The following is a 17,022-nucleotide window of genomic DNA, read 5'->3' as shown; positions in this document are numbered from 1 at the left end:
CGCAAGGCGGAGGAGGAGGTCGGAGCGGAGCCTCCGGCCGACGACGACAACGCAGCGAGGCGCCGCCTGGGCCCCGCGCAGCAGGGCATGATTTGTCAGACACGACCAAGCGGTGGCCCAGGTGCGTCCAGGGCACCGCCCGGACGGCCCGCGGTAGGCGAACGTCCCCCTGTCCGGACTCATACCGGACCCGTACCGGACCCCCACCGGACCCCCTCGGTCTGGCACACTCGCTTGACGGGAGGCCTCTCGTACCGAGAGATTGGCCAGCGCACTATGAACGAACTGGACATGGACTTCCTGCTCGGCGCCGAGGACGACGACGGCTCTCCCCGGCGTCGCCCTTCCGGCGGCCGGGCCCAGCAGCGACGCAGCCGCAGACGCCGCAAGCGGCAGCGGCGCAAGGGCAGGGTCGCCACGCTCTTCGCCATTGTGATCATCGTCGGGGTCCTCGCCGGTCTCGGCTACCTGGGCTTCACGTGGGCGCGCGGCGTCATGATCCCCAAGGACTTCACCGGCGAGGGGACGGGTGAGGTCGTCGTCGAGATCCAGGAGGGCGAGAGCGCCACCGATGTCGCCCAGATGCTGGAGGAGCAGGGCGTCGTGGCCAGCGCGCGGGCGTTCGTCAACGCCATCGGCGCGGCCGGGAAGAGCTCCTCGCTCCAGCCGGGCCAGTACGCGATGCGCAAGGGCATGTCCGCCGCCTCGGCGCTGACCCTGCTCGACCCGAAGAACCGTGTGCTCAACCGTCTCACCATCCGTGAGGGGCTGCGGCTCAGCAAGATCTTCGAGGAGCTGTCCACCGCCTCGGGCAAGCCGGTCGAGGACTTCAAGAAGGCGGCCCGCGCCGACATCGGTCTCCCCGCCTACGCGAAGGGCCGGCTGGAGGGCTACGCGTTCCCCGCGACGTACGAGATCAACAGCAAGCTCACGCCGCAGCAGATCCTCACCAACATGGTCGACCGGTTCAACCAGACCGCCGACAAGATCGACCTGGAAGGTCAGGCCAGGCAGGTCGGCTTCTCGCCCCGCCAGGTCATGATCATCGCGAGCATCGTCCAGGCCGAGTCGGGCAGCGCCGAGGACATGCCCAAGGTGGCCCGCGTCATCTACAACCGGCTGCTGTCGAACCCCCCGATGAAGCTGGGCATGGACAGCACGGTCATGTACGGCCTGAACAAGTACGGCATCGCCGCGTCGCACGCGGACCTGACCAGCACCTCGCGGTACAACACCTACAAGTACGCCGGCCTGCCGCCGGGCCCGATCAGCAACCCGGGCGACCACGCGATCGAGGCCGCGCTGCATCCGGCGGACGGCAACTGGCTGTACTTCGTGACGGTCGACCCGAAGCGGGGCATCACCAAGTTCACCGACAAGGAGTCGGAGTTCTGGAAGCTGCGCGACGAGTTCAACAGGAACTACCAGTGAGCGGGACCGTCCGCCGGGCCGCCGTCCTGGGCTCGCCCGTCGCCCACTCGCTCTCCCCGGTGCTGCACCGGGCGGCGTACGCGGAGATGGGTCTGGACGGCTGGCGCTACGACGCGATCGAGTGCGCCGAGGACGGGCTCGCCGGCCTCGTCGCCGGGCTGGGCCCGGAGTGGGCGGGCCTGTCGCTCACGATGCCGCTCAAGCGTGCCGTGCTCCCGCTGCTCGACACCGTCTCGGACCTCGCGCTGGCGGTCGGCGGCGCGAACACGGTCGTGTTCCGCGACGGCGGGCGGCACGGGCACAACACCGACGTGTACGGCATCGTCGAGGCGCTCGCCGAGGCGGGCGTGCCCGCGCCGTCCTCGGCGGTCGTCCTCGGCGGCGGCGCCACCGCCGCCTCGGCCCTCGCGGCCCTGCGGGAGACGGGCCTGGCGGAGGCCACCCTGGTCGTGCGCGACCCGGCCCGCGCCGGGGAGACCCTGCGCGTCGCCGAGCGCCTCGGCGTCGCGGTGACCGTGCGCTCCTTCGACGACTTCGACCCCGCGGCCGGCCTGGTCGTCTCCACGCTGCCGTCCGGCGCGGCCGACGCGCTCGCCGAGCGGGTCGCGGCCCGCCTGCCCGACAAGGGGGCCCTGTTCGACGTCGTCTACGCGCCCTGGCCGACGGCGCTGGCCCGGGCCGTCCGGGCGCGTGGGCGCACCGTCGTGGGCGGTTTCCCCATGCTGCTGCACCAGGCGGCGCGGCAGGTCGAGCTCATGACGGGACGGGCGGACGTGCCGGTCGCGGCGATGCGCGCGGCCGGCGAGGCCGAGATCGCCCGGCGCGCGGCATCCTGAGCGGTCGTCTCCTGGGCGGGGCGGCCCGGGCCGGAATACGCCGGGGGCCGTGCGGGTTTGTGGTAACGTAGGAACTCGATCGGTCCGGCATGAGCTGGACGCGCAAGCGGAGGTCCTCCTCCCACCTGCTTCGCCGAAAGGCGGACGGGTTCAGGATCACAACGGAGTTTTCGGCAGGAGAGCTCAGTGACCCCGCATGCGTGACGTGCGGGGTTTTCGTTTTTCCCGCACGGTCGAGACAAGCGGAAGTCTTTTGGAGGTCCCATCAGCACCGAGCCCCGCATCAACGACCGTATTCGTGTGCCCGAGGTCCGCCTCGTCGGCCCGAACGGCGAACAGGTCGGCATCGTCTCCATCGGCGACGCGTTGAAGCTGGCGCAGGAGAGCGATCTCGACCTGGTGGAGGTCGCGGCCACCGCCCGCCCGCCCGTCTGCAAGCTCATGGACTACGGCAAGTTCAAGTACGAGTCGGCCATGAAGGCGCGCGAGGCCCGTCGCAACCAGGCACACACGATCATCAAAGAGATCAAGCTCCGGCCGAAGATCGACCCGCACGACTACGAGACCAAGAAGGGTCACGTCGTGCGCTTCCTCAAGGCTGGAGACAAGGTCAAGGTCACGATCATGTTCCGGGGCCGTGAGCAGTCCCGGCCAGAGCTGGGCTTCCGGCTCCTGCAGCGCCTCGCGGAAGACGTCACCGATCTGGGGTTCGTCGAGTCGCAGCCGAAGCAGGACGGCCGAAACATGATCATGGTGATCGGGCCGCACAAGAAGAAGGCCGAGGCGAAGGCCGAGAAGGCCGCCGCCAAGGCGCAGCGTGGCGAGGACCGCCCGGCGGAGGAGTCCGCGCAGGAGCAGCAGCCCGCGCAGGCGCAGTGACGCCCGCCTGAACCACCGGGCAGGGCGCCCGAAACGACACGGAGAATCCGAGACCGGGACGGTCTCGCGGAGTCAGGCAGCCGCCGGCTCGGGTTACCGGCCCGGGCCGTCGGCACGGACCAAAGAGGGAGAGACGGCTGAGATGCCGAAGATGAAGACGCACAGCGGTGCGAAGAAGCGGTTCCGGCTCACCGGATCCGGCAAGGTTGTCCGCCGCCGCGCCAACCGGCAGCACCTGTTCGAGCACAAGCCGTCCACCCGTACGCGCCGTCTCGAGGGTGTCGTCGTCATGTCCGACGCCGACACCAAGAAGATCAAGAAGCTGCTCGCCAAGTAGTAACGACCCGGGGAGATAGAACAACATGGCACGCGTGAAGCGGGCGCTCAACGCCAAGAAGAAGCGCCGGGTCGTACTCGAGCGGGCAAGCGGTTACCGGGGGCAGCGGTCGCGCCTCTACCGCAAGGCCAAGGAGCAGATGCTCCACTCGATGACCTATGCGTACCGGGACCGCAAGGACAAGAAGGGCACGTTCCGCCGTCTGTGGATCCAGCGGATCAACGCGGCGGCCCGCGCCAACGGCATGACCTACAACCGGTTCGTCCAGGGCCTGCGTCTGGCGGGCATCGAGGTGGACCGCAAGATCCTCGCGGACCTCGCGGTCAACGACGCCCCGACCTTCGCCACGCTGGTCGAGTCCGCCAAGAAGGCGCTCCCGTCCGACGTGAACGCGCCGGTCGCCTGAGACCTGCTCCGACGAGGGCCCGCCGCCTGCGGTGGGCCCTCATCGACGTTGAGGGGGAATGAGCAGGGATGGCGGAGCTCACCAACATCAGGTCGCCGCGGGTCAAGGCGGCCCGCAGGCTGACCAAACGCGCCTTCCGCGACCGCGACCGGGCGTTCCTGGCCGAGGGGCCGCAGGCGGTACGCGAGGCGCTCGCGGTCAAGGACGTCACGGCGGAGCTGTTCACGACGGTCGAGGCCGAGGCCCGGCACGCCGACATCGTGGCCGCCGCCCACGCGGCCGGCGTGCCCGTGCACCGCGCGAGCGGCGAGGTCATGGCCGAGCTGACCCAGACCGTCACCCCGCAGGGGCTGCTGGCCGTGTGCCGGTTCGTGCACGTCCCGCTGGCGGAGGCCGTCGCGCCCACGTCCCGGCTGGTGGCGATCCTCGCCCACGTCCGCGACCCCGGCAACGCGGGCACCGTCCTGCGTACGGCCGACGCCGCCGGCGCCGACTCCGTGGTCTTCACCGACGCCTCGGTCGACCCGTACAACGGCAAGTGCGTGCGGGCGAGCGCGGGGAGCCTCTTCCACCTGCCCGTGGTGACGGGCACCTCCGTGGCCGACGCCGTGCGGCACGTGCGCGAGGCCGGGCTGCGCGTGCTGGCGGCCGACGGAGCGGGCACCCGGACGCTCGACGAGGTCGCGCTGGACGAGCCCACCGCCTGGCTGTTCGGCAACGAGGCGTGGGGGCTGCCGCCCGAGCTCCTCGCCCTGGCCGACGAGGTCGTCCGCGTCCCGATCTACGGACGGGCCGAGAGCCTCAACCTCGCCACCGCCGCGGCGGTGTGTCTCTACTCTTCCGCGCGGGTTCAGCGGCAGACCTTACAAACCGTGGAAGATCCCACCACCCCCGGCGGCTGAGGCTGCTGCCGGGCCGCGGAAACCCGCTATTGTCGGCGAAGGAGCCGTGCAGGAAGGGGCGGCGCGCGCAGTTCCGGAGCGTCAGGAGGCGGTCTCGTGCGAGGTGACGACACCCCCGGCGGCACCCCTGAAGGGGACGCCGGAGGGCGGGCGCTCATCGACGTCGACGACCTTCCCGACGGCCTCGTCGCGACCGACCCCGACGGTGTGATCCTGATGGTCAACCGGGCGGCGGAGCGGCTGACCGGGGTGACCCGGCGGGCGGCCGTGGGCCGGCTCATCGGCGACGTGCTGCCGCTGCGCGACCAGGACGGCCGCGACTGGTGGAAGTGGCTCGACCCGCACGGCGGGCTGCGTACCCGCAGCCGCCAGCCCGAACGGCCGCTGCACCTGCCCGGACGGCAGGAACTGCTGGTCGCCGCGCGCTTCGTCCGGGAGCCGGCGCGCGGCGGCGAGGTGGAGCGGGTCGTCATCACGCTGCGCGACGCGTCGGCGCGCGCGCGGGTCGAACGCAGCCGCGCCGACCTGGTGTCCACGGTCGCGCACGAGCTGCGCTCACCGCTGACCAGCGTCAAGGGGTTCACCGCGACGCTGCTGGCGAAGTGGGAGCGGCTCACCGACGCCCAGAAGCTCGTCATGCTGGAGACGGTCAACGCGGACGCCGACCGGGTGACGCGGCTGATCACCGAGCTCCTCGACGTCTCGCGGATCGAGTCGGGCCGGGTGGAGATCCACCGGCAGGTCGTGGACGTACCGGCGCGGGCGCGCCGGATCATCGCCGGCCGGGTGGCCGCGGGGGAGCCGGAGGACCGTTTCCGGCTGGAGGTCCTCGGCGAGCCGCCCGAGACGTGGCTCGACCAGGACAAGATCGACCAGGTTCTCGGGAACCTGGTGGAAAACGCGGTGCGCCACGGACGCGGTACGGTGACCATAGTGGTGGAGCCGGTCGAGTGGGGTGTGGCGGTGTCGGTGCGGGACCAGGGTGAGGGCGTGGCGCCCGAGCTGGTCGACCGCGTCTTCCGTCAGTTCTGGCGGGGCAACGGCCGCCGCCGCGGGGGCACCGGCCTCGGCCTGTTCATCGTCAAGGGCCTCGTCGAGGCCCACGGCGGCACGATCATCGTGCAGCGCGCGCCCGGCGGCGGCGCCGAGTTCCGATTTACCTTGCCCACCGGCACCCCCGACTTCGCCTGAGCTTTTCCACAGGCCCTCGCGCGGAGGACGGCCCGGTGGGCTGATCGGACTAGACTCGTTGCCGCTGAGCGCAGGGCGCTCGCAGGCCCCTGGATACGGAGCTCTCTCTTGTCGAACACCTATGACCCGGTCGAGGTGACGCCGCTGCACGCCGACGAGGTCGCGCGGGCACAGGCCGACGCCCTCGCCGCCATCGCGGCGGCGCGCGACCTCGACGATCTGAAGCAGGCCAGGCTGGCGCACGCGGGCGACCGCTCGCCGATCGCGCTGGCCAACCGTGAGATCGGCGCGCTCCCGCCCGCCGCCCGCGCAGAGGCGGGCAAGCGGATCGGCACCGCGCGCAAGGCGATCGGCGAGGCGCTGGCCGCCCGTCAGGCCGAGCTGGAGGCCGAGCGTGACGCGCGGGTCCTCGTCGAGGAGACCGTCGACGTCACGCTGCCGTGGGACCACGCGCCGCGCGGCGCCCGCCACCCGCTCACCACCCTGCAGGAGCGCATCGCCGACGCCTTCGTCGCGATGGGCTACGAGGTTGCCGAGGGGCCGGAGCTCGAAGGCGAGTGGTTCAACTTCGACGCGCTGAACATCGCGCCCGACCACCCCGCGAGGTCCGACCACGACACGTTCTTCGTGGAGAGCGTCGAGTCGGGGAAGGTCCTGCGCACTCAGACCTCGCCGGTGCAGATCAGGGCCCTGCTGTCGCGCTCGCTGCCCGTCTACGTGGTGTCGCCGGGCAAGACCTTCCGCACCGACGAGCTCGACGCCACGCACACGCCGGTCTTCCACCAGGTCGAGGGCCTGGCGGTCGACAAGGGGCTCACGATGGCCCACCTGAAGGGCACGCTCGACCGGTTCGCCGAGGTGATGTTCGGTGACGGCATCACGACCCGGTTCCGGCCGCACTACTTCCCGTTCACCGAGCCGTCGGCCGAGCTCGACCTGCGCTGCTTCGTCTGCCGCGGCTCCTCCGCGGTGCCCGGCAACCCGCCCTGCCGCACCTGCAAGTCGGAGGGCTGGATCGAGTGGGGCGGCTGCGGGATGGTCAACCCGCGCGTGCTGATCGCCTGCGGCGCCGACCCCGCCGTCTACTCCGGGTTCGCCTTCGGCATGGGCGTGGAGCGGACGCTGATGTTCCGCCACAACGCCGCGGACATGCGTGACATGGTCGAGGGCGACATCCGGTTCACCCTGCCGTTCGGGATGGAGGTCTGATGAAGGTCCCGCTTTCATGGCTGCGGGAGTACGTCGATCTCCCCGCGGTCACCGCACAGGAGGTGGCCGACCGGCTCACCGCCGCCGGCCTCAAGCTGGAGGCCCTCCACTCGCACGGCCACGAGATCAAGAACATCGTGGTCGGCCGGGTCCTCGAGATCGAGGAGCTGACCGGGTTCAAGAAGCCCATCCGGCACTGCCGGGTCGAGGTCGGCGAGGCCACGCCGCGCGAGATCGTCTGCGGCGCGACGAACTTCTCCGAGGGCGCGGTGGTCCCGGTCGCGCTGCCGGGCGCGGTGCTGCCCGGTGGTTTCGAGATCGGGTCCCGCAAGACGTACGGGCGGCTGTCGGACGGCATGATCTGCTCGGAGGCCGAGCTCGGCGTCGCCGATTCGTCCCCGGGCATCCTGCTGCTGCCGCCGGACACCCCGATCGGCGCGGACGTCGTCGAGCTGCTTGGCCTGCGTGACGACGTGCTCGAACTGGAGGTCGCCACCGACCGCGGATACGCCCTGTCCATCCGGGGCGTCGCCCGCGAGGCGGCGACCGCCTTCGGCGTGCCGTTCCGCGATCCCGCCGCGATCGAGACGCCGGACGGCGACGGCGAGTCCTGGCCGGCGTCGATCGGCGACCCGACCGCCTGCGACCGGTTCGTGCTGCGCTCGGTGACCGGGTTCGACCCCGCCGCGGAGTCGCCGCTGTGGATGCGGGTGCGGCTGGCCCGCGCCGGCGTGCGCTCGGTCTCGCTGGCCGTCGACGTCACCAACTACGTGATGCTGGAGCTCGGCCAGCCCCTGCACGCCTTCGACCGGTCGCGCCTGTCCGGCCCGCTCGTCGTACGGCGGGCCCGTCCGGGGGAGACGCTGGAGACGCTCGACCACGTGGTGCGGACGCTCCACGAGGAGGACATCCTCATCACCGACGACTCCGGCCCGATCTCGATGGCCGGCACGATGGGCGGCCTGCACACGGAGATCTCCGGGACCTCGACCGACATCGTCATCGAGGCCGCCCACTTCTCCGCCACCGGCATCGCCCGGGAGTCGCGGCGGCACAACCTGGTGAGCGAGGCGTCCAAGCGGTTCGAGCGCGGCGTCGACCGGGAGCTGCCGCTGGCCGCGTCGTGGCGCGCCGTCCGGCTCCTCGCCGAGCTGGGCGGGGCCGTCGCCGACGCCGGCGTGACGCACGCGCAGGTGGACGTCGCCCCGGTGCGGATCACGATCCCGGCCGGCCACCCGGACCGCGTCGCGGGCGTGGCCTACGGGCGGGAGACGGTGATCCGCCGGCTGGAGCAGGTCGGCTGCGTGGTGACCGAGGGCGCCGCCGCCTCCCGGCCGGACGGCGGCCAGGGCGTCGCCGCGACCGGAGTGCTCGCGTCGGGCGACCTCGCCGGGAAGCTGTCCGTCGACGGCGAGGACCCGATCACGGTCGTCCCGCCGAGCTGGCGGCCCGACCTCACCGACCCGAACGACCTCGCGGAGGAGGTCATCCGGCTCGAAGGCTACGACCGCATCCCGTCGGTGCTGCCGCCCGCCCCCGCCGGCGGCGGGCTGACCGAGGGGCAGCGGCTGCGCCGCCGCGTCGGCCGGGCGCTGGCCCACGCGGGATACGTCGAGGTGCTCGCCTACCCGTTCATGGGCCCCCGCGACCTCGACAACCTCCTGCTGCCCGAGGGGGACCCGCGCAGGCGGACGACCCGGCTGGTCAACCCGCTCAGCGAGGACGAGCCGTACATGCGGACCACGCTGCTGCCGGGGCTGCTGAAGACGCTGGTGCGCAACGTGGGCCGCGGGTTCGCCGACGTGGCCCTGTTCGAGTCGGGGCTAATCTACCGGCCCGAGCCGGACGCGCCCGCGTCGGCCCCGATTCTCGCGGTCGACCGCCGGCCCTCGGAGGAGGAGCTGGCGGCGATCGAGATCGCGCTGCCGCGGCAGCCGTTCCGGGTGGCCGTGGTGCTCGCCGGGGAGTTCCACCGCTCCGGCTGGTGGGGCGAGGGCAGGCAGGCGACCTGGGCGGACGCCGTCGAGGCGGCCCGCACGGCCGCGCGGGCGGCCGGTGGCGAGCTCGTCATACGGGCCGACCAGCGCGAGCCCTGGCACCCCGGGCGCTGCGCCGCGCTGACCGTGCCGGACCCGGAGACCGGGGAGCAGGTCCTCGCCGGTCATGCCGGTGAGCTGCATCCCCGGGTGATCGAGGCGTACGGCCTGCCCCCGCGCACGTGCGCGATGGAGCTGGAGCTGTCGCTGCTGCGGCCCGCCGGGCCGGTGCAGGCGCCCCCCGTGTCCGCCTACCCGGTCGCGACCCAGGACGTCGCGCTGACCGTCCCCGCCGCGACCCCGGTCGCGGAGGTGGCGGCCGCCCTGGCGGAGGGCGCGGGCGGCCTGCTGGAGTCGGTCAGGCTGTTCGACGTCTACACCGGGCCGCAGGTCGGCGAGGGCAACAAGTCGCTGGCGTACACGCTGCGGTTCCGGGCGCCGGACCGCACGCTCACGGCCGAGGAGACCACGGCGGCGCGGGACGCCGCCGTCGCCCTCGCCGCGGAGCGCACCGGAGCCCACCTCCGCGGCGCTTGACGAGCACGATCGCGGGCGGGCGCCGGTCTGTCGCCGGCGCCCGCCCGCGGGCCGCGTCACCTGCCGTACACCTCGAAGGAGTACAGCGAGTAGCCGAAGAGGGTGGCGCGCTTGACCCCTTGCATGCGCACGTACCGCGCGCTGACCGGGGCGAAGGTCACGGTGTCCACGCCGCCGTCGCCGGTCGTCGTCTGCGCGGCGGTGGTCCACGCGGCGCCGTCGGGCGACGTCTGGATCCGGTACGACGAGCCGTAGGCCGACTCCCAGCGCAGGATGACCCGCCCCACGGTGCTCGCGGAGCCGAGATCGACCTGGATGTACTGGTTGTTGCTCCATCCGCTGGCCCACCGGGTCGCCGGATCTCCGTCCACCGCCCGCCCCGGCGCGTTGGAGCCCTCGGTGCTGGAGGCGCTCGCCGTACGGCCCAGCGCGAGGTCGCTCACGTCGTCGCCCCGGTGCGCCGGAAACGAGACCACCTGCTGATAGGTCGGCCGGTTCTGCCAGGAGATCAGCGAGTGCTTGATCCCGCCGAGCGGCGACTGCCGCACGGCGTCGGCGCACCACTGGTCCCCGGCGGAGCAGGAGTCGTCACCGGGGTAGGTCGTCGCCGCCGGTTCGGCCAGCGCGGCCGACAGGCTGTCCAGCAGGACCGTGCGGCAGGCCGCCACGGTCGCGCCGCAGTACCTGGCGGGCAGGGGAGCGGTCACCGGGTCGCCCAGCACGGCCCGGATGTCCTTGTCGACGTAACCCCACCAGCCGTACTGGAACGCCGAGCCCTTGTGCGGCTGTGACTCGTTGGCCGACCCGGGCAGCGCGGAGACGTCGCCCTGCTGGTGCCCGGACGGCGACTCGTTGATCTGCAGCGCGCCGGTCAGCGACTGGTAGAGCCCGTCGCCGAGGCCGGGCCGGAACTCCGCCCGAACCAGCTTCGGCCACCACGCGTCGAATATCCGGATGGCGTCGGCATGCGCGTACGTCTTGCTGCCCTTGGCGGCCTCCTGCCGCCGGGCGCCCGCCTCGGCCCAAGCGGACAGTTTGGCGACGGCGGAGGCCAGGGCGGGATCGGGCACGGACGACGCGCTGCCGATCACGCGGAGCAGGTTCGGCAGCACCTTCCACCCGCGCAGGTCGGTCACGGCGGCCGAGGCCATGATCTTCACCACCCCGGCCCGGTCGACCGTGCCCGCGGACAGGGCGGCCCGGAGCGGCGCGTCCAGCAGGTCGGCGCGGTGCACCGGGCCGAAGCTGAAGTTGCCGTCGGCCGCGCCGTAGTCCTTGGCTTGCTTGTTGTTCCAGCTCACGAAGTAGTCCTGGTTGACGGCCTGCGGGTGGGCCGAGGGCGGCGTGTAGGCCGCCGTGTTGACCGCCGGGTCGAAGCCGCTCCACTCGTGCGCCGCGTCGCCCGCCATCGGCAGGTTCGGGTCGGACACCGCCGACCGCACCGGGACGTTGCCGGACATGAAGTACGCCGTGTCGGCGGAGTTGACGTAGAACCAGTTGAAGGCGAAGCCGATCTTGGAAGCGGAGTTCGTGAAGGCCGCCGGTGAGCCCATCTCGGCCGGGTCGTTGAACATCTGGAAGCCGACCGCCGAGTCCGTCTCGTGCTGGTAGGTCGAGCGCAGCGCCGTGAACGCCGTCGGCACGCCGCCGGCCATCCCCCGCCAGGTGACCAGGCCGTACTTGGTCCGCTTGATGACCAGGTCGTATGAGCCGGCGGCGGTGGAGTCGGCCGTGTTCGGCTTCCAGGAGTTGGTCTTCTTCAGCGTCTCCATGGCGGTGCAGGTGCCGTGGTAGAGGTAGTGGTCCGACGACAGGGCGGGCGTGCCGCCGTTCGGGTCGCACAGCGTCACCGCGTACGTGTCGGTGATGTCCTCGGCGGCCGACGTGGCGCTCCAGGCGTAGTCGGTCCCGCGGCCGAGCAGCACGTAGAGGTTGAGCCCGGCGAAGGCGGCCCCCCGCGCCCGGATGCCGGGCCCGGACAGCTCCTCCAGCATGAGCAGTTGCGGCGCGAAGTAGCCGGTCTGCGGGCCGAACACGGCGATCGGGTGGCCGCCGGTCGCCTTGGCGGCCGAGACCACGAGCGCGTTCGACATGCCGGGCCGGGAGTTGTCCACCGTCAGCCCGGTCAGCGCGCTCGTGACCGCCGTCGTGGGGGAGGTCGCGCTGCCGGTCTCGTTCGCCGTGACGTCGACCGGGGCCGCCGTGCCCGCGTCGGGCAGCACCACGCCGGTCGCGCCGGACGGCGTCGTGCCGGAGGGGAAGCTCTGCCCGTCGTGCAGCGTGAGCACGGTCTCCGGGTCGTTCTGGGAGCGGAAGGCCGCCCAGGCCCGGTCGCCCTCGGTGGCGCCGTACTTCGCCCGCGCGGCCACCCGTACGAGGGCGGACCGCATCTCCGCGCCGCCGCCACCGCCGAACAGGCCGCCGATGACCCCGGAGACGGCGACCAGGTCGGTCATCTTGAAGTACTGCGGGCCTCCCGCGTTCGTGATCGCGTCGAGGTGGCCGGTGAGGACGTACTCGCCGGGGCAGTTGCGGGCGGACATGCACCGGTCGATGTAGGCGTTGATCCCGGCGATGTAGTTCTGCACGTCGGTGTAGAGCTGGGCGCCGCGGCCGCCGGAGGCCCGCAGCCGGTCGATCTGGGCCTGGAGATCGGCCTCCGTGTAGGGGGAGTTGCGCCAGACGCTCTGCTCCAGCTCCCGGTTTCCCGCCGCGCCGCCGGCGAACGGCGTCAGCTCGCCCCGGCCGACGTGCCGCATGAGGTCCATGAGCCACAGGCGGTCCTGGGCTCCGGCGTACCCGGCGCCGAACATCGTGCCCTCGCGGGTGGTGCCGGTGACGTGCGGCACGCCGGTCGCCTTGTCCCGGACGATCGTGACGTCGGACCGCGGGCTGACCGTGCTCTCGACCTGGTTCGCCGGCACGCCGAAGCCGCTGTCGCCGAAGAACGCGGAGATCTGCTCGTCGGTCAGCCCGGTGTAGCCGGAGATCAGGTCGGCGTACCTGCCGAGCTGGTCCCTGCTGTGGGCCGGGTAGGTGCCCAGGGTCTGGTTGCCCAGGATGTCCACGAGCGTGGCGTTGCCGTTCTGCCCGGGCGGCAGGACGTCCGCGCACTGGCCCAGACAGTAGTCGTCGGGCGGGTAGTAGGGGGCGGCGGTGGCCGTCTCCGCCGGCAGGCCGACGGAGACGAGGACCAGCGCGGCGGCAGCGGTGATCGCCCGTCGGAGGCGCGCGTGCATGGGGGAACTTCCCTTCGCGGTGTCAGGGGGTGAAGGGACGGCAGGATGGTGCTGTCACGCGCGTGAATGTGAGTGGGGCTCAACTCTGGACGATACGCGGGGGTAACCAGAGGAGCAATGCCGACTTTGCCGCGATCGTGGCAGAACCTGCCGATCGCAGTCAACGTAAGGCCCGCCGCCGCTCGCGGAGCCGGAGCGCTCGGCTACGGGCCGTCGCCGGTGGGGATCAGAGGTTCCGGAGCCTACAGCTCGTCGATCTCGGCCAGGTCGATGTCGGCGTCGAAGGGCACCGACACCTTGAGCCGGTCGTGGTAGATGCCGGTCAGCGCGTACGCGGCGGTGGCGGGGTCGAGTTCGTACACGTAGACCGTGGGCCGCCCGGACTGGTTCTCGATCCGCCAGAAGTGCTCGATCCCCGCCTCGGCGTAGAGCTGCGGCTTGCGCTTGCGGTCCCGCTCCTCGGACTCGGGCGAGACGACCTCCACAACCAGGATCACATCGCCGGCCTCGTACGCCGTCTGGTCCGGCCCGCGATCCGCCTCCGCCTGAATAACGCACACGTCCGGCTCGGGCCGCTGACGCAGGTCGAGAATCACGCTCATTTCACGACGTACGCGTAGCCCCGAGGGCAGGTGGCGGCGCAGGCCACTTGTGAGGAGGTCGACGGCTCGTGTGTGGAAGGAGGCTTGGGGGCTCACGAAGACCAAGCTTCCATCAATCAACTCTGTGTGCGCAGGGAGTTGCGGTATGTGGTCGAGGTCGGTGGCCCGAAATCCTTCCGGTGGAGGGAAAACCCAACGGGGGACGCCGCATATATCGCTCATGGGCACTTCGCTCCGCACCTCAGCCGTCATGCACTCACGGTAGCAACGCGTGAGCGTCACGCGAAGTGATTCCCTGGCTGTCCCCTGCCGGAACGCGGGTTTTCCGTGGCGGTGCCACGGTCGCGGAGCATGCCCGGACAGTGAGAAGGTGCGGCGCTCCCGGAGAGCGCCGCACCGTTCCGGCGGTCAGCCCACGAGACAGGAGACTGACTGCCGGCCCAAGGGCCGTGGCCCGCGGTGCGGCGGGGTGTCCGACATCGCGGGCCACGGGCGGGGGGGCTATCTGGTCCAGGTCCACTTCTGGTTGTTGCCGCCGTGGCAGGAGTACAGCTGGAGCTTGGTGCCGTTGCCGGTGCCGGCTCCGGCGGCGTCGAGACACAGGTTGGACTGGACGCCCTGGATGCTGCCGTCGCCGTTGACCCGCCACTTCTGGTTGTCGCCCCCGTGGCAGGAGTAGATCTGCACGACGGCGCCGTTGCCGGTGCCGCCGGCGTCGAGGCACTTGCTGCCGTAGACCCGGATCTCACCGGAGGACGAGGACGACCAGGTCTGGTTGCTCTGGCCGTTGCAGTCGTACAACTGCACCTGGGTACCGTCGTTCTGGCTGGCGTTGGGCACGTCCAGGCAGCGGCCGGAGGCCACGCCCTTGATCGGCCCACTGCCACCACCGGAGGTGGGGGTGGCGCTGGGGGACTGCGGCGGGATCGACGGGGACGGGGAGCCCGGGCTGCTGCCGTCGGGGGCGACGGCGCGTCCGGTGGTGGGGGAGATCATGCCGGCGCAGAGGTTGCGGCTGCGGAGGTTGGCGGCGATCTGGGAGATGGCGGCGACGGTGGTGGAGTACTGGTCGTGCATGAGGATGATCTGGCCGTTTTGGAGGCGTCCGGCGGCCTGGACGATCTGGGAGGTGCTGGCGCCGTTCCAGTCCTGGGAGTCGACGTCCCAGATGATCTCTCGGAGGCCGAGCTGCTGTTCGACGGACTTGAGGGTGTTGTTGGTCTCGCCGTACGGGGGGCGGAACAGCTTGGGTGCGGTTCCGGTGGCCTGCTGGATGGCCTGCTGGGTCCGCTGGAGCTCCGACTGGATCTGGGAGCTGCTCTGCTGGGTGAGGTGGGGGTGGGTGTAGCTGTGGTTGCCGACCCACATCCCGGCGTCGACCTGCGCCCTCACGAGTGAGGGGTTGTTCTGGGCGTTCTGCCCGATGTTGAACATGGTGGCGCGCAGGCCGTTGGCCTTGAGGGTGTTGAGCAGGTTGGTGGTGTTGCTGGGGTTGGGTCCGTCGTCGTAGGTGAGGCCGACGTATCCGGCGCTGCAGTCGGCGGCGTTGGCCGCGGTCGGGGACAGGGCCACGGTCGCCATGGCCGCGGCGGCGACGCTCGCGAGCGCCGTGGCGAGGGTCTTGCGTAAACCGGGACGTCTGACGACGGGCACGGCGCTGTCGGCCATCTTCGCTCCTCAAGTCGGAACCCTGTGATCGGGCACGGTGGCTGGCCGGGCGGCGCGGTGCCCTGGTGGGGAGCGCCGCCCGGCCCCGGGGGTTCGCCGAGGCCTCATTCTGGAAACCACCACCGAAACATGTCAAAGATTGGATAGAAATGTTTCAGTCGGATGCTGATCAGTCCAGGCCTGAGCTGCGGGAAGTCCGATGAACTTTTCACGTCGCGGTGGAGGCCCTCCGCTCCGCGCAGGGGTGAGCGCGTGCTCGGCGGCCCTCCCGTCGCACTGCCGGATCGTCGGCGACGGCGCCCCCGCTGTTAGGCCGGCCGCCGCGCGACGCACAGTGACCCTTCCGGCGTCGGGCTATGAGCGCTTCCTGGACACTGCGGCACCTGTAGTCGATATGGGGGAAATGAACCAAAGTGCGACTCTCGGCCTACATGGAGTCCGCCAATGCGCACCGTGAAATGTGCCATGCCGTTTCATGGATTACGGCCATGGTTCTGGTGTCGAGGCCTCGGCGACGGGTCCCAAAACGATGTAATCCTGTGCGGGCCGCGCCTTTCTCCCAAAATCCTGTGATACCGTGCGGCGGTCATGGCGTCGGATCAGGAGCATGCGGATGAATTCACGCACCTCATCGGCCGGTCATTGGACGAGAACCGTCAACTGGCTGAAACGTCCAGTCGTCATGAAATGGACCGGCACCACGATCGCGGCGCCTGTGGTGGCCGGGCTCATCACATGGGCGATCCAGAACGCGTTGTCCGGTTCCTCTTCTCCTACGGCGGTCGCGCCACCGTCAAGTCAGCCGATCCCTTCGTCGTCGAGGAACCTGCCTTCCATTTCCCCGCCTCTGACCCTTACGCCCACAGCCTCGCCTACTCCTTCTGCTTCCCCTTCACATACCCCCGACCAAGGCCCTCCTGTCGTGGTCGATCTGGTGGAGGAGGGTGCTGACGCCGATCACACGAGTCCTACATGGGCGCTGGCCGAGCCTCTAGTGCTCAACAAGTCCCAGCTTGGCTGGGTCACCAGGATCACTCTCGGGATGAAGAGCGACAGTTCGTGGTTCTACCGCCACACGGCGGCGCGTGACGGCAGCACGTCAATCAAACTCGTAGTACACGGAAACAGGGATAAGAAGGTCCGTATCATGGACATACGGACCGTGAAGCAGTGCGGTCGTCCACTCGACGGAACGCTGTTTTACAATCCCCCTGGCGGGGCCTCGGACGAGATCATTCGGCTGTACTTCGATTTGGACAAGCCTCGGCCGCGAGCTCAGATGCTGAAGGGCTTCGATCCCAAAGGGGACTACTTCTCGCTCAGAACCGTCTCCCTGAAGCGAGACGAGGATATGGTATTTCTGATCTACGCCGCCACCTCGAAGCATTCTTGCTCGTTCTCTTTGGCCTTGGACGTGCTCGCCGACGGCCGTCAGCGAACGGTCACCGTGACCAATCATGGTCAACCTTTCCGGGTGACCGCTCTGTACACGAAGAAGGATAAGGATGGTGATGCGGACGTCGACGTCGAGAAGTACAGGGTTCTGTACGTCGCCGGCAACGGCGACTTCTCAGGAAAGCATGCCGGTATGTGGCGGCGGTGGGATCCGAGCGAGTATGCCCACGCCGTTGCGAAGTGGCGGCAATCGTACTGACCCCTCGACCGGGCGGTCCGCGAGGACTCTCCCGCCGCCGTACGGATGCCGCTCAACTACACGAGCGGGGTCCCGAGCACGTCACCGGATGTCCG

At 70.7% G+C, this 17,022-nt stretch carries 13 protein-coding genes; 10 read left to right on the top strand and 3 right to left on the bottom strand.

The window, feature by feature from the left end; genetic code table 11:
• Positions 1-276 precede the first annotated feature (276 nt).
• The 9 genes from mltG (at position 277) to HHX33_RS25595 (ending at position 9,764) form a co-directional block, all read left to right on the top strand.
• Positions 277-1,431, top strand: coding sequence for an endolytic transglycosylase MltG (mltG, locus tag HHX33_RS25635; RefSeq protein WP_182876842.1), 1,155 nt, complete (start codon positions 277-279; stop codon positions 1,429-1,431).
• Positions 1,428-2,267 (top strand): shikimate dehydrogenase, encoded by an 840-nt coding sequence (locus tag HHX33_RS25630; RefSeq protein WP_182876841.1) that lies wholly within the window; start codon positions 1,428-1,430, stop codon positions 2,265-2,267. The genes mltG and HHX33_RS25630 overlap by 4 nt, the downstream gene beginning before the upstream one ends.
• Positions 2,268-2,531: 264 nt before the next feature.
• The gene (infC, locus tag HHX33_RS25625) at positions 2,532-3,146 is read left to right on the top strand and encodes a translation initiation factor IF-3 (protein ID WP_117408921.1); all 615 of its coding nucleotides are present in this window, start codon (positions 2,532-2,534) and stop codon (positions 3,144-3,146) included.
• Between the two features lie 142 nt (positions 3,147-3,288).
• On the top strand, positions 3,289-3,483 hold the full coding sequence (gene rpmI / locus HHX33_RS25620; protein WP_030504936.1) for a 50S ribosomal protein L35: 195 nt from the start codon (positions 3,289-3,291) through the stop codon (positions 3,481-3,483).
• 25 nt (positions 3,484-3,508) lie between these two features.
• Entirely contained in the window at positions 3,509-3,889 is a 381-nt protein-coding gene (rplT, locus tag HHX33_RS25615; protein ID WP_117408920.1) for a 50S ribosomal protein L20, read from the top strand.
• 68 nt (positions 3,890-3,957) lie between these two features.
• The gene (locus tag HHX33_RS25610) at positions 3,958-4,791 is read left to right on the top strand and encodes a TrmH family RNA methyltransferase (protein WP_117408919.1); all 834 of its coding nucleotides are present in this window, start codon (positions 3,958-3,960) and stop codon (positions 4,789-4,791) included.
• 96 nt (positions 4,792-4,887) lie between these two features.
• Positions 4,888-5,982 carry a sensor histidine kinase gene (locus HHX33_RS25605; protein WP_182876840.1) on the top strand — a complete coding sequence of 365 codons (1,095 nt, stop codon included), beginning with the start codon at positions 4,888-4,890 and terminating at the stop codon, positions 5,980-5,982.
• Between the two features lie 108 nt (positions 5,983-6,090).
• On the top strand, positions 6,091-7,191 hold the full coding sequence (gene pheS, locus HHX33_RS25600; RefSeq protein ID WP_182876839.1) for a phenylalanine--tRNA ligase subunit alpha: 1,101 nt from the start codon (positions 6,091-6,093) through the stop codon (positions 7,189-7,191).
• Positions 7,191-9,764, top strand: a complete 2,574-nt coding sequence (locus tag HHX33_RS25595; RefSeq protein ID WP_182876838.1) for a phenylalanine--tRNA ligase subunit beta — start codon at positions 7,191-7,193, stop codon at positions 9,762-9,764. The genes pheS and HHX33_RS25595 overlap by 1 nt, the downstream gene beginning before the upstream one ends.
• 56 nt (positions 9,765-9,820) lie before the next feature.
• Here the strand turns inward: HHX33_RS25595 and HHX33_RS25590 are convergent, their stop codons facing one another.
• The 3 genes from HHX33_RS25590 to HHX33_RS25580 all read right to left on the bottom strand — a co-directional run bounded on the left by HHX33_RS25590 (position 9,821) and on the right by HHX33_RS25580 (position 15,273).
• A complete protein-coding gene (locus HHX33_RS25590; RefSeq protein ID WP_182876837.1) occupies positions 9,821-13,003 on the bottom strand; it encodes a penicillin acylase family protein in 3,183 nt (1,060 codons plus the stop codon).
• A 242-nt stretch (positions 13,004-13,245) separates the two neighbouring features.
• Positions 13,246-13,857 carry a Uma2 family endonuclease gene (locus tag HHX33_RS25585; RefSeq protein WP_396785664.1) on the bottom strand — a complete coding sequence of 204 codons (612 nt, stop codon included), beginning with the start codon at positions 13,855-13,857 and terminating at the stop codon, positions 13,246-13,248.
• 249 nt (positions 13,858-14,106) lie between these two features.
• Complete coding sequence (locus HHX33_RS25580; protein ID WP_182876836.1) at positions 14,107-15,273, bottom strand: polysaccharide deacetylase family protein; 1,167 nt, start codon at positions 15,271-15,273, stop codon at positions 14,107-14,109.
• 922 nt (positions 15,274-16,195) lie between these two features.
• Here HHX33_RS25580 and HHX33_RS25575 point away from each other — a divergent pair.
• A complete protein-coding gene (locus HHX33_RS25575; protein ID WP_182876835.1) occupies positions 16,196-16,927 on the top strand; it encodes a hypothetical protein in 732 nt (243 codons plus the stop codon).
• Positions 16,928-17,022: the final 95 nt, after the last annotated feature.

Source organism: Microbispora sp. H10670 (assembly GCF_014161385.1).
In the GTDB taxonomy this organism is placed as follows: Bacteria; Actinomycetota; Actinomycetes; order Streptosporangiales; family Streptosporangiaceae; genus Microbispora; species Microbispora triticiradicis.
The sequence above is the reverse complement of the archived record's forward strand: the minus strand, read 5'-3'. Positions and strand labels throughout refer to the sequence as shown.